Raw genomic sequence first — 11,533 nt, 5'->3', positions numbered from 1 at the left:
CGCGAGCTCGGTATCAGCAAGAATACCGTCGCTGACATCGTGCAACGACACAGAGCTAACGCTTAGGGTGTCATTTCGCCCTCAGCCGGAACCGACCCCCTTTTGCCGTTACGCACCACCCCGTCAGTAGCTGAACAGGAGGGACAGCTGATAGAAACAGAAGCCACTGGAGCACCTCAAAAATACCATCATACACTAAATCAGTAAGTTGGCAGCATCACCCACCGAACGATAGTTTATCTGTACGAGAGGGCGAGGTTTCCTCTACAGCAGGGGTTTCAGCATTAGCACTAATTTCTATCTTAGCCGGCGCGGTGGGGGTTTGATTAATATCGCGAGTGGCGTCCGCGTGGGCAGCAACTTCCTCTGCTAACTGAGAAAAATACTTACTTTCTTCCCGGTGTAGTAAACGACGATATTCAAGTAAAACTTCTGATGATAAGCCAGTACTTAATTGCGTCCCACGATCGAGAAGAATAGCTCTGTTTGTTAAGGTACGCACGGACTCTTGATCGTGTGAAACAAACAGTAAAGTTACGCCATTGCTGGTTAATTTCTCAATTTGTTGGAAACAGCGCTTTTGAAAAAGTGCGTCGCCTACAGCAAGTGCTTCATCTACGATGAGAATATCTGGCTCTAATTGTACCTGAACGGCAAATGCAAGGCGCACCATCATTCCGCTGGAGTATGTTTTTACCGGCTGGTCGAGATGGGTTCCTATATCAGCAAAACCGGCAATAGCATCAAATTTTGCATCTATTTCTGCCCGCGATAATCCCAGAACGGCGCCGTTAAGATAGATGTTTTCCCTACCGGTAAACTCTGGGTTGAAACCGGAGCCTAATTCCAGGAGGGCAGCTATTCTTCCCTTGGTTTGTATCGTGCCCGTTGTTGGAGTTAGCGTGCCGGTGATTAGCTGTAGTAATGTACTTTTGCCAGAACCATTGCGTCCAATAATTCCCGCTGACTCACCTTTATTGATGGTAAAGTTGATGTTATTTAACGCCCAAAATTCGTTATAGTAGCGTTGTACAGGTTTCCCAACCATACTCTGGACTTTAGGTAAGAAAAACTGTTTTAACCTATCTCTGGGGTTTTGGTAAATGTTATAGCATTTGCTAATGTTACTTACGCTAATTGCAATGTTATCAGATGACATCGGCAAATCCTTTTTTGGCACTGTTGCAAATAGTCGGTGGTGATAAACTTATCATCCCCTTTTGCTGATGGAGCTGCACATGAACCCATTCAAAGGCCGGCATTTTCAGCGTGACATCATTCTGTGGGCCGTACGCTGGTACTGCAAATACGGCATCAGTTACCGTGAGCTGCAGGAGATGCTGGCTGAACGCGGAGTGAATGTCGATCACTCCACGATTTACCGCTGGGTTCAGCGTTATGCGCCTGAAATGGAAAAACGGCTGCGCTGGTACTGGCGTAACCCTTCCGATCTTTGCCCGTGGCACATGGATGAAACCTACGTGAAGGTCAATGGCCGCTGGGCGTATCTGTACCGGGCCGTCGACAGCCGGGGCCGCACTGTCGATTTTTATCTCTCCTCCCGTCGTAACAGCAAAGCTGCATACCGGTTTCTGGGTAAAATCCTCAACAACGTGAAGAAGTGGCAGATCCCGCGATTCATCAACACGGATAAAGCGCCCGCCTATGGTCGCGCGCTTGCTCTGCTCAAACGCGAAGGCCGGTGCCCGTCTGACGTTGAACACCGACAGATTAAGTACCGGAACAACGTGATTGAATGCGATCATGGCAAACTGAAACGGATAATCGGCGCCACGCTGGGATTTAAATCCATGAAGACGGCTTACGCCACCATCAAAGGTATTGAGGTGATGCGTGCACTACGCAAAGGCCAGGCCTCAGCATTTTATTATGGTGATCCCCTGGGCGAAATGCGCCTGGTAAGCAGAGTTTTTGAAATGTAAGGCCTTTGAATAAGACAAAAGGCTGCCTCATCGCTAACTTTGCAACAGTGCCTGTAATATCTGGCGTATTTATACTGCCGCAGCCTTGGACAGTTCGTGGTTTACGTAACCGGTATTGTTCCCACGTTTCGAGCTTTCCAGAACGACCTTCAACCCTCACCATCGGCCCTGCCAATGACAAGTTTGCCCACAAGGCAGTCTCGGAGATTCTTTTCGACCCATCAGCAACTTATGCCTAAGTCACCGGCGGCTTGCCTGCCACACATTGAACATTACAGACCAATTAGCACTTTGTCACCGGGGAAAGATGTAAAGATTATGTATAAATAGATTGGCTTAGAAGTGATATTTCAACTTTGGAGAAACAGGTGACATTTTAAACTTGCTTTAACAAAATTTTGGGACTGACCGAAACAAAAAGGCCAGCCCCGGAGGGCTGGCTATTCAGTACAGGGCAATGACAGGTTTCTTGATGCCGCAGGCGTGAGCGTAGCGGGTCAGTGTGTCGATGCTGGCTTTGGTGATGTTGTTTTCCAGGCGAGAAATAACCGGAGGTGTAACCCCCATGCGTTCAGCAACCTGCGCTTTTGTCAGGTTGTCATGCTTGCGCCATTCAGCAAGCAGCTCCCTGAGCTTTTCCTTACGTTCTTCTTCCTGCCATGCAGCGCGATATTCATCGTCCTGCATCCACTCGTTATGCAGTTCTTTATGGCTTACCAGTTTCATTAAGTACCTCCGCTAACCGCTTTTTGGCGAGATCGATTTCTTTCGCTGGCGTTTTCTGTGACTTCTTGATGAAAACACGGAGCATGATGATGGTATTGCCTTTGTGGTATACCCAGATTCCCCTGGCTATGTCCGTCCCCATCGTGCGGATCTCAAAAAGTCCATCGCCCAGGGGCTTCGTGTCCGGCTCCCGCAGTAATCGGGCGTCATACTCCAGTTTGCCGATGAGACGGTCAAACTTCACCCTGATTTTTACGGGTAATGCTGTGGCTTCTTCCCTGGCTTCCGGGTGATAAACAACGCTAAACATGTGACCTCCCATTTCTATTAATATTAACCTATAGGCTAATTTCAGACAAGGTAGAATTAACCTATAAGCTAATTTTGTTGGCAGTTATCGTGGCTACCCGGTCACTACCCTGTTAGCGTGAGTTTTCGTTCCACTGAGGAACGGGGATTTATGCGCGTTAGCGCATGTAAGGCGGCAGGATGAAATGACAGGTAGCACCGAGGGTTAGCCGCCGATACCAGTGAGGGATCGAAAGGGATCGCCTATCCATCCCTTCACCCTGCAAAGCCATATTCCGCTAAAAGCGGCTCAGAGGCTTTTGTGCGCGGTCGGAGTGGTCACAACAAGGCGAAGCCGCAGTTGGGGCGTATCTCCGCGTTAGCGGGTCGTAAGAGCCGCTTACGAGCGTGTAAGCTAATTCTTCAGCGATATTTGCTGACGTATCCGGCGTGGCCGGATTTGTCCAATCCCTCGATGGCTAACAGGCGAGCTGTTAGCCATCGAGGGATTCCGTTCTGAATGCCCCGCGCTTTAGCGTGGGGAGCTACTTTTGAGGCGCTCGCGCCGATGCTGTTCGGTTATCCACTTTTTAAAGGGGATAACAGTAATGTCTTTTATTTTTTGGTTTATCTTTTAATACGTAAGTAATTAAAAGATAAACCAAAAGAGTATTTGCGCCATCTCGTTTGCACTTCATTATCACTTACCCACAAGCTATACAGCAGTTGTGGTGGGTCTACGCCGGAACCGCCGAAAAATCCGTCATTCCTGTAGGCGGGATGGGTTGGATTTCGAAAATTATTGTACGTTAAGGCTGTTTTTTGTACTGAGGTTTATTGCAGACGTGCAGAATCCCCGCCAGCTAAGGCGGTAGTAGGCGGGGATCAGGCAAAGGTTAGGGAGTAGTATTCCTGTTTGCGCTGGCGAGCCACTTCACGCTTCGCTTTCATCCTGGCTAACCCGGCAGCGGCCTTACGCGTCCAGTTCTCAACCTTGATAGCGATTAACCGGACATCCCCGGAGGATATGATTTCTTCCGGGTTGGCCTTAAGCAGCCTGGCGCGTTCCCGGTAAACCTGTTTTAGCGGGATGCCGAGAATGGCGAAGAAATCCTCTGTAACCTCAATGTGCTTGCAGGCGCAACGGGCGTCATAAGGGTTGAAAGGGGCTTTTTCCGAGATGATGGCATTAAGCCAGGAGAGGCGATCACATCCCCGGCTGGCACGAGAAATCGACTTGTGACCCGCATCACTGCGCGTCGCCAGCCCGGCGCGTTCGGCCAACGTTTCAAGGTTATGTATGGTTTGCCAGTCTCTTAAATCCAGATCGTCAAGGATGGCCAACATCAGCTCGCAAAGAGCCTCAAGCCCGAACTTGTTCGCTTCATTGACCCAATACCTGTTATGGCGGATACGGCGTCGAAGTTCGTTTTTAATTTTGATACGCCCGGATTCGGTCGCCAGCGACTTAATCCACCGATTGAGGAACCGGCGACGCTTGCGCGAGGCAACGTTATAACAGGGGCTTTGCTTTGCGACGCCCGTAGGTGAAGCAGGTGATTTGAGAGAAAGACTCTTATCAGTCACACCCGCCCGCACTTATGGCGGTGTAAGGGGGTTGTGTTAGGTTATGCATTTGCTATAATCCTTCACAGGCCAACGCCTGCTTTTGACCCCCTGATTATCCTCCGTTCCGCCAAGTCCGAGAGTGATTTTCAGGGGGTTTCTGCATTCAGGGGTTGAGCTTCTGCTTTCCCCCTTCCCTGGACGCTATTACCGGGAACGTCCCACCCGCATGAATACTGTAAACGTCGGTAAATTACCACGATGTTACATTAGGATCAATTATCACATCAAAGATCTGCAAAAACACCATCTAGTTTTTTGTATAGAATTCATTAACTTGTTTGAATTACAAAACATTGAGACTGTTAATATAGATCTCCATTAGCTCACATCATACCGCCATTAAAACCACGTAACCCCTGATTTTTACGCAAATTTTTTGTGTAGAAATCAGGGGTTGGACAAGCGAAGCGCGGCAGCGTCCCACCAGTAATCTAGCTATAGCTCACTCTTTCAGGTATTCGTTCAACTGGGCTACGGTTTTTCTCACCTTATCGAGCTTTGATGATAATTTTCTTGCTTCTATTACTACCGAATTGTAATGCGGATTTGACTCTGGATCGGTGCGCTCTCGGTGAAATTGCAAGACAGCTTTAGCAAAATCATCATCCTCGGTGTAAAAATAATTCGCTGGATAGTCGAGTAATTCCGCAATTTTTTTAACCAGACTAAACGGCGGTTCCGTTCTCCCTACCTCGTAGCTCGAAAACCTAGAGCGTGTGTTAACCCCTTCTTCCACGCTGAGAAGCTGGGATAATTTTGCCTGCGATAATCCTGCCTCCATCCTAGCTTCTTTCAGTCTCTTAGGCACCATATATGCAACCCCCCCTTTGGGGATCCCATCTTACAAGGTGTTAAAAATCTCAATGTCAAAATAATGAATCACCGCCGAAGGTTGATTTTGAATCATTCAATGTTATTATCATTAGCAGTTCTTGATGTTGACACCCCAAAATTACTGTATAAAATAACAGCTGTAAATTTATACAGTTAAGCTATGAGTACGCGCTCTAAGTTCCGCCAACTTAGGACGGCGGAAAATGAGGGCTTGTGCCCATTAGGGAGGATCTTATGTATGAATGGTACGTTTTATACTGCAACAATCAGGATGTTGAACGCATCACCCGAAGAGTCGAGGGACTGGATGTCGAGGTGTTTTGCCCCCGCTATATCAAAGTAACGCCACGTAAGGATTGCCGGGCGGTACGTCAGGAAGAGAAGGTGTTATTTCCTAATTATCTTTTCCTCTGCTTTGACGTCAACATAACGCATACATCGACTATCACATCAATTCCGGGCGCGCATGGTTTTGTCAGCTTCGGTTCAACACCCTGCACCGTCCCAAAATCAGTGATAACAGCGATTGAATGCGCCCGTCTGATGGCGCTCAATCCTGATGAAGATGCTATCGAGTGCCGAAATATTGCCCCGGATTTGCTGGCAAAAATCCAAGAACTCTCTCTGATAAGGTCTCCGCTCCAACGCCAGGTAGCCTTTTCAAAACTACTCCAGAACCAATACCACTAACCACAACCTGACCTCCCTTGCACCGCAGGCTTCATAAGCTGCGGTGCTTTTTTCATAGGAGTTTTTACCTCATGCCGAAAAGCGTACCAGGCAAATCAAGCACGGCTGTTATTTACATCGGGCAAAAGCGCTATCAGGAGTTAGCAAAGCAAGCCCGTGAAATCAGCTACCTGTCTGAATCAAATATCCGGCCAAGCACCTTTCTCCAGTTCCTGATGGATGAATTTGGTGAGCAAGCCCGTACCGAGCTGCTCCGGCAGCTACTCGCAGAGAAACAGAAGGAGTAATGCAATGAGAAAACCCACCTATAACGTGTACGTCACGCAGGAAACCCAGCCCGGCGAGAACGGCGAAAAAAATACGTACTGGACGAAAGTCGGTGCGGCCTTCGCACACAACGGCAAGCCGGGGCTGAACATCATGATCACGCCCGGTATTTCCGTTTCCGGCAAGCTGGTACTCCTCGAACCTAAAGATGACGCCGCGCCGCAGGCTGCTCCTGTTAGTTAAAACAGGGAGACAGCACAATGAAGAATCTCACTGCCTGGCTTGCGTTCGCTGACTGGCTGTTCGTTCTGTTCATCATTTGGATTTGGCTGATCACCAGTTTTCTGTTCTGAGGTTGCCATGCTTTCCACCACTACTTTTCTGGCGGTGGCTATGCAGTGTGCCGCCACCGTTCACCCGTCCACGTCCCTCGATGTGGCAAGGGTGGAGTCCGGTTATAACCCCTATGCCATCGCTGAGATCGTGCCTAAGCCCGAACGAAAACCCGGCGATAAAGGCTTTATTACTCACATGCCTAAAAGTAAGGAGGATGCAGTCAGCATCACAAAACAGATTGAGGCGAAAGGTCGCCGCTACTCTGTTGGCCTGATGCAGATAACCAGCACCAATTTTAAACGTTACGGCGTCACCGCCACTGACCTTTTCAATCCCTGCACCAATCTTTCCGTCTACGAAAAAATCATCACCGACTGCTACCAGCGGGGCGGCACCCTGAAAAGGGCGCTGAGCTGCTACTACTCCGGCAATTTCAGTACCGGGCAACAGCAGGAACCCGCTTTTTCAAAGACGAGCTATGTACAGCGGATTGGCTACTCTCCGGCGGATACCCGCTATGCCGTTCCCGGCACCCGCGATGATATCGCAACCCCAGCGGCCACCCTGAAAGCTACGCCTGTGGATGCGCCGACGCGCCCGCGCGTGGTGTGGCCGGGGGCGATCGTTCGCGGCGTTCCGGCTCAACTCCGCCAGAAAAAGGCGGCCACCGTCTATTACCCCGCGCAGGTTGTGCGCGGAAATCGCGATGTAACAACGAAAGAGGAAGAAAAATGAAACTTTTCAGTAAGGTAAAGGAATTAATCAGCCGTGCATCTGCTTATGTTCTGGCTCCGGCCATGAGCGTTTTTGCTGCTAGTCCGGCGTTCGCTGATGGTTTTAGCCGGGCAAATACCATCATGGAGAAGGTATCCAGCGGGCTGCATGGTCTGGCGGCCATCACGATCACCGTGGCCGTGATCTGGATTGGTTATAAGACCCTGTGGAAAGGTGAAAGCCTGTCACAGTGCGGCTACATCATCATTGGCGGTATTTTAATTGGCGGAGGCAGTGAAATCGGCGCTCTGCTGATGAGCTAAGAGGCTGAATATATGGCAAAGCTGCTCAAGGCAATGAAACGCCCGGCGGCGCTGTGGGGGGTGCCAATGGTGCCCCTGCTGGCTGTCACGGGTGTAACCATCATCGTTGCTATCTGGACTTCCGTCGCTCTCCTGTTCTTACTTCCTGTGCAATTTCTGGTGATGAAGTCCCTTACCAGAAATGAACCGATGCGATTCAATCTGATTGCCGTATGGCTGAGAGCGAAGGGAAAGCCGGTAGCAAACCGTTTATTTGGCGCAACAACATTTATGCCCGTTGAGCATGATGATGTTGATATCAAGGAGTTTCTCGACGCCATGAAACTAAATCAGTGTGCCACCATCAAGAAGTACATCCCGTACTCATCGCACATTCATCAGCATGTGGTTCGTTCCCCTAAGAGCGATCTGTACTGCACCTGGGAATTGATGGGAACGCCGTTCGACTGCGAATCTGACGAATCGCTCCAGTTCGGGACGAACCAGTTACACGGGCTAATCCGCTCATTCGAAGGTATGCCCGTTACTTTCTATATACATAACGACCGCAATACGTTTACCGACAATCTTCATCAAGATTCAGGCAACCCGTATGCCGATGAAGTTAGCCGTCTTTACTACGCCTCTGTTGGCTCGTTCCGGCGTAACCGCCTGTTTTTGACGGTCTGCTATCGCCCATTTGTCAGCCTTGAAAAAGCGGAACGCAAACGGATGAAAGACAGCCAGAAATTAAAGGAGCTGGACGGTGCATTGCTGGAAATGCTGGAAATCAAAAGCACGCTCGATACCGCGCTGGCGCGCTATGGTGCTCGTTCTCTCGGTACATTTACCGAAGGGAAAATGGTGTTTTCGTCACAACTGGCATTCTATGAATACCTGTTAACGCACCAGTGGCGAAAAGTTCGCGTTACCCGCACCCCGGCCTATGACGTAATGGGCGCAGCAGCGTTGTTCTTTTCGGCGGAGTCCGGGCAGATAAACCACGCCAACGGTACGCAATATTTCCGGGGGCTGGAGATTAAGGAGTTCTCCGAAGAAACCGCTACGGGGATGATGGACTCCCTTCTTTACGCCCCCTGCGATTACGTGATCACGCAGTCCTATACCTGCATGTCACGCGAGGAAGCGAGAAAAGCCATTAAGCGTACCCGTCGCCTTTTGATGAGTGCCGACGACGATGCTGTTTCCCAGCGGCTGGATCTGGATGTGGCGCTTGACCTGCTGACATCGGGGAAAATCGCTTATGGAAAGCACCATTTTTCCATCATGGTGTATTCCCCGTCGCTGGAAAGCCTTGTTGCAGATACTAACGAAATAAGTAACGCGCTGAACAATATCGGGATAACGCCTGTTCCGGCTAAAATATCGCTTTCAGCGGCGTATATGGCGCAACTGCCAGGCAATTATAACCTGCGGCCACGTAAAGGGGAGCTGAGTAGTCAGAATTTTGTGGAGCTGGCCGCACTCCATAATTTCTATCCGGGCAAGCGCGATAAAGCCCCCTGGGGGTATGCGATGGCTTTACTGCGCACCCCGTCAGGCGATGGCTACTATATCAACCTGCATAACACACTGGCAGATAAGGACGAATTCAACGAGAAGAACCCGGCCAGTACCTGCATCCTCGGTACGAACGGTTCGGGTAAAACCATGTTGATGACGTTCTTTGAGATCATGCAGCAGAAATACGGGCGCGAGGATAGCTTCTCCCCGGATGCCAAAACCAAACGGCTTACAACCGTTTACCTCGATAAAGACCGGGGCGCAGAGATGAACATCCGGGCGCTGGGTGGCCGTTACTATCGGGTTATCAGTGGTGAGTCTACAGGGTGGAACCCGTTCTCGTTGCCTGCAACCAAACGCAATATCAATTTCATCAAGCAACTGATGAAAATCCTTTGTACCCGCAACGGCTCGACGATCTCCCCACGCGATGAACGCCGTCTGAGTGATGCGGTTAATGCTGTGATGAATGACGAGCCACAATATCGCGTCTACGGCATTACCCGAATGCTGGAAAATTTGCCTGAGCCGGCTACGAAAGAAGCCCAGGAAAATGGCCTTAGCATTCGGTTGTCACAGTGGGCGCAGGGCGGTGAGTTCGGTTGGGTGTTTGATAACGAGTCTGACACGTTCGATATCAGCAACTGCGATAACTTCGGCATCGACGGAACGGAGTTCCTGGACGATGCAAGCGTATGTGCGCCAATCTCGTTTTATCTGCTGTACCGCATTACCAGCCTGCTTGACGGGCGACGCCTGGTCATTTTCATGGATGAATTCTGGAAGTGGTTACGCGACCCGGTGTTTAAGGACTTTGCTTATAACAAGCTGAAAACCATCCGTAAGCTGAACGGGATGCTGGTCGTCGGCACTCAATCCCCGGCAGAGATAATCAAAGATGATATCGCCCCGGCAGTGATTGAGCAGTGCGGGACACAGATTCTGGCGGCGAACCCCAACGCCGACCGCGCACACTATGTTGACGGCATGAAGTTTGAACCGGAAGTGTTCGACGTGGTGAAAGGGCTTGACCCGCAAGCCCGCCAGTATGTTGTGGTGAAAAATCAGTTCAAGCGCGGCGATACCAAACGTTTTGCCGCTCGTGTCACGCTCGACCTGTCGGGTATCGGCAGATACACCAAAGTCATGAGCGGCGATGCCCCCAACCTCGAAATATTCGAATCGATTTACCGGGAAGGAATGCAGCCTCATGAATGGCTCGATACCTACCTGGCTAAAGCGCTCTGACCCAAAGGAGATATACGATGAAAACTCGCTTTCGCACCCTTATTCTGGCTTGCGTCATTGCAAGCCCGCTGGCTCATGCAGGGATTCCCGTACTGGTTGATGCTGACCCGCTGCGTGAGGCTGAATGGCTGAAAGAGGCGCAGCGCTGGATGGACACAGCGAAGCATTACCAGAGCCAGATACAGGCATACAAAGACCAACTGGCGACGGCCACAGGCGTTCGTGATATTGCCAGCTTTGTTGACCAGGCCAAGAGTCTGAAAGCCGACCTCGAAAAGTTACGCAAGCCCGGACAGGCTCTGAATGATTTGCTTCTCTCCGGTGGTTCCTCCGGGCAGTTCGATACGCTGTACGAAAAGTATAAAATTTTTGATACCTGCAAAACCGAACGCTCGGAGAGTTATGCCAACGTGTGCAAACAACAGGTCATCAATAAAGCTATCCAGCTTGAGCAGACCGACGAGATCCAGAATCAGGTAAGCCAGACCTTGGGAGAAATCAACAGCCTCTCCAACAGGGTGGCTTTAGCCAAAGATTCGAAAGAATCTCAAGACCTTGCAAACAGTATTCAGCTAAAATCTGTCATGCTGAACACGCTTACCACCCAATGGGAAATGAGTGTGAAAGCAGCAGATAAACGCGAAAAAGTGCTTGAGGCGGAGCGCGTTAAACAGTGGAACCAACAGCAGTTAAACGCGCCAACTGCTGACCTTAATAATTTATGAGGTTTTTATGTTATCAAAAAAAATCATTTTAATTTCGACGCTTACCCTGTGTTTTTCTATTATTGGATGCAAAGAGGAAGCCAAAACAACAAAATGGTATAAAGATCACCCTGATGAATTAAAACTCGTTTATGAAAAATGCCAAAAGAGTGGTGATGCTTCTGAAAACTGCAAGAATGCAAATGAAGCCCACTATCAAATAAAGCAGCTAAGGAAGGTGCGAACAAGTTCCTGATATGAGATCATCATATTCATCCGGAGCGCATCCCAGAGGGACATCATGAGCCATCAACTCACCTTCGCCGAT

Annotated in this window: 14 protein-coding genes and 1 pseudogene; 9 read left to right on the top strand and 6 right to left on the bottom strand. The window is 49.8% G+C overall.

The window, feature by feature from the left end:
* Positions 1 to 101 precede the first annotated feature (101 nt).
* Both F9C28_RS18725 and F9C28_RS18720 read right to left on the bottom strand, forming a co-directional pair.
* Positions 102 to 167 (bottom strand): annotated as a pseudogene (locus tag F9C28_RS18725) (IS1 family transposase); the annotation flags it as partial.
* Positions 168 to 217: 50 nt separating this feature from the next.
* Positions 218 to 1,159, bottom strand: coding sequence for an ABC transporter ATP-binding protein (locus F9C28_RS18720; RefSeq protein ID WP_233149170.1), 942 nt, complete (start codon positions 1,157 to 1,159; stop codon positions 218 to 220).
* Positions 1,160 to 1,238: 79 nt separating this feature from the next.
* On the opposite strand from F9C28_RS18720, the gene F9C28_RS18715 reads away from it, so the two are divergent.
* Positions 1,239 to 1,943 carry an IS6-like element IS26 family transposase gene (locus F9C28_RS18715; protein WP_001067855.1) on the top strand — a complete coding sequence of 235 codons (705 nt, stop codon included), beginning with the start codon at positions 1,239 to 1,241 and terminating at the stop codon, positions 1,941 to 1,943.
* Between the two features lie 444 nt (positions 1,944 to 2,387).
* Here the strand turns inward: F9C28_RS18715 and F9C28_RS18710 are convergent, their stop codons facing one another.
* The 4 genes from F9C28_RS18710 to F9C28_RS18695 all read right to left on the bottom strand — a co-directional run bounded on the left by F9C28_RS18710 (position 2,388) and on the right by F9C28_RS18695 (position 5,397).
* Positions 2,388 to 2,669, bottom strand: coding sequence for a helix-turn-helix domain-containing protein (locus F9C28_RS18710; protein WP_000780222.1), 282 nt, complete (start codon positions 2,667 to 2,669; stop codon positions 2,388 to 2,390).
* A complete protein-coding gene (locus F9C28_RS18705) occupies positions 2,650 to 2,979 on the bottom strand; it encodes a type II toxin-antitoxin system RelE/ParE family toxin (protein ID WP_000493286.1) in 330 nt (109 codons plus the stop codon). Before F9C28_RS18705 ends, F9C28_RS18710 begins: the two co-directional genes overlap by 20 nt.
* Before the next feature lie 863 nt (positions 2,980 to 3,842).
* The gene (locus tag F9C28_RS18700; RefSeq protein WP_257765908.1) at positions 3,843 to 4,544 is read right to left on the bottom strand and encodes a RepA family replication protein; all 702 of its coding nucleotides are present in this window, start codon (positions 4,542 to 4,544) and stop codon (positions 3,843 to 3,845) included.
* 484 nt (positions 4,545 to 5,028) lie between these two features.
* Positions 5,029 to 5,397: a helix-turn-helix transcriptional regulator gene (locus F9C28_RS18695; RefSeq protein ID WP_009309975.1), complete on the bottom strand. Its 369-nt coding sequence runs from the start codon at positions 5,395 to 5,397 to the stop codon at positions 5,029 to 5,031.
* A 257-nt stretch (positions 5,398 to 5,654) separates the two neighbouring features.
* On the opposite strand from F9C28_RS18695, the gene F9C28_RS18690 reads away from it, so the two are divergent.
* The 8 genes from F9C28_RS18690 to F9C28_RS18655 all read left to right on the top strand — a co-directional run bounded on the left by F9C28_RS18690 (position 5,655) and on the right by F9C28_RS18655 (position 11,461).
* Positions 5,655 to 6,110 (top strand): transcription termination/antitermination NusG family protein, encoded by a 456-nt coding sequence (locus F9C28_RS18690; RefSeq protein ID WP_009309974.1) that lies wholly within the window; start codon positions 5,655 to 5,657, stop codon positions 6,108 to 6,110.
* A 71-nt stretch (positions 6,111 to 6,181) separates the two neighbouring features.
* Complete coding sequence (locus F9C28_RS18685) at positions 6,182 to 6,397, top strand: hypothetical protein (protein ID WP_004178170.1); 216 nt, start codon at positions 6,182 to 6,184, stop codon at positions 6,395 to 6,397.
* A 4-nt stretch (positions 6,398 to 6,401) separates the two neighbouring features.
* Positions 6,402 to 6,620 carry a hypothetical protein gene (locus F9C28_RS18680; RefSeq protein ID WP_032722781.1) on the top strand — a complete coding sequence of 73 codons (219 nt, stop codon included), beginning with the start codon at positions 6,402 to 6,404 and terminating at the stop codon, positions 6,618 to 6,620.
* A 117-nt stretch (positions 6,621 to 6,737) separates the two neighbouring features.
* Complete coding sequence (locus F9C28_RS18675; protein ID WP_049004918.1) at positions 6,738 to 7,448, top strand: lytic transglycosylase domain-containing protein; 711 nt, start codon at positions 6,738 to 6,740, stop codon at positions 7,446 to 7,448.
* On the top strand, positions 7,445 to 7,750 hold the full coding sequence (locus tag F9C28_RS18670; RefSeq protein ID WP_012457109.1) for a TrbC/VirB2 family protein: 306 nt from the start codon (positions 7,445 to 7,447) through the stop codon (positions 7,748 to 7,750). The genes F9C28_RS18675 and F9C28_RS18670 overlap by 4 nt, the downstream gene beginning before the upstream one ends.
* A gap of 12 nt (positions 7,751 to 7,762) precedes the next feature.
* On the top strand, positions 7,763 to 10,501 hold the full coding sequence (locus F9C28_RS18665) for a VirB4 family type IV secretion/conjugal transfer ATPase (protein WP_199016798.1): 2,739 nt from the start codon (positions 7,763 to 7,765) through the stop codon (positions 10,499 to 10,501).
* 17 nt (positions 10,502 to 10,518) lie between these two features.
* A complete protein-coding gene (locus F9C28_RS18660) occupies positions 10,519 to 11,226 on the top strand; it encodes a type IV secretion system protein (RefSeq protein WP_049004920.1) in 708 nt (235 codons plus the stop codon).
* A 7-nt stretch (positions 11,227 to 11,233) separates the two neighbouring features.
* On the top strand, positions 11,234 to 11,461 hold the full coding sequence (locus tag F9C28_RS18655; protein WP_199016797.1) for an EexN family lipoprotein: 228 nt from the start codon (positions 11,234 to 11,236) through the stop codon (positions 11,459 to 11,461).
* Positions 11,462 to 11,533 lie beyond the last annotated feature (72 nt).

It is taken from the genome of Shimwellia pseudoproteus, from assembly GCF_016415625.1.
Classification (GTDB): Bacteria; Pseudomonadota; Gammaproteobacteria; order Enterobacterales; family Enterobacteriaceae; genus Shimwellia; species Shimwellia pseudoproteus.
Note: the sequence above shows the minus strand (reverse complement) of the source record. Positions and strands in the feature narration are given on the sequence as shown.

Bases quoted from the DNA above. Each gene is read 5' to 3' on its own strand.
- F9C28_RS18675 (WP_049004918.1), top strand. From the start codon at position 6,738: ATGCTTTCCACCACTACTTTTCTGGCGGTGGCTATGCAGTGTGCCGCC.
- F9C28_RS18715 (WP_001067855.1), top strand. From the start codon at position 1,239: ATGAACCCATTCAAAGGCCGGCATTTTCAGCGTGACATCATTCTGTGG.
- F9C28_RS18685 (WP_004178170.1), top strand. From the start codon at position 6,182: ATGCCGAAAAGCGTACCAGGCAAATCAAGCACGGCTGTTATTTACATC.
- F9C28_RS18720 (WP_233149170.1), bottom strand. From the start codon at position 1,159: ATGTCATCTGATAACATTGCAATTAGCGTAAGTAACATTAGCAAATGC.
- F9C28_RS18655 (WP_199016797.1), top strand. From the start codon at position 11,234: ATGTTATCAAAAAAAATCATTTTAATTTCGACGCTTACCCTGTGTTTT.
- F9C28_RS18695 (WP_009309975.1), bottom strand. From the start codon at position 5,397: ATGGTGCCTAAGAGACTGAAAGAAGCTAGGATGGAGGCAGGATTATCG.
- F9C28_RS18665 (WP_199016798.1), top strand. From the start codon at position 7,763: ATGGCAAAGCTGCTCAAGGCAATGAAACGCCCGGCGGCGCTGTGGGGG.
- F9C28_RS18660 (WP_049004920.1), top strand. From the start codon at position 10,519: ATGAAAACTCGCTTTCGCACCCTTATTCTGGCTTGCGTCATTGCAAGC.
- F9C28_RS18710 (WP_000780222.1), bottom strand. From the start codon at position 2,669: ATGAAACTGGTAAGCCATAAAGAACTGCATAACGAGTGGATGCAGGAC.
- F9C28_RS18705 (WP_000493286.1), bottom strand. From the start codon at position 2,979: ATGTTTAGCGTTGTTTATCACCCGGAAGCCAGGGAAGAAGCCACAGCA.
- F9C28_RS18680 (WP_032722781.1), top strand. From the start codon at position 6,402: ATGAGAAAACCCACCTATAACGTGTACGTCACGCAGGAAACCCAGCCC.
- F9C28_RS18670 (WP_012457109.1), top strand. From the start codon at position 7,445: ATGAAACTTTTCAGTAAGGTAAAGGAATTAATCAGCCGTGCATCTGCT.
- F9C28_RS18690 (WP_009309974.1), top strand. From the start codon at position 5,655: ATGTATGAATGGTACGTTTTATACTGCAACAATCAGGATGTTGAACGC.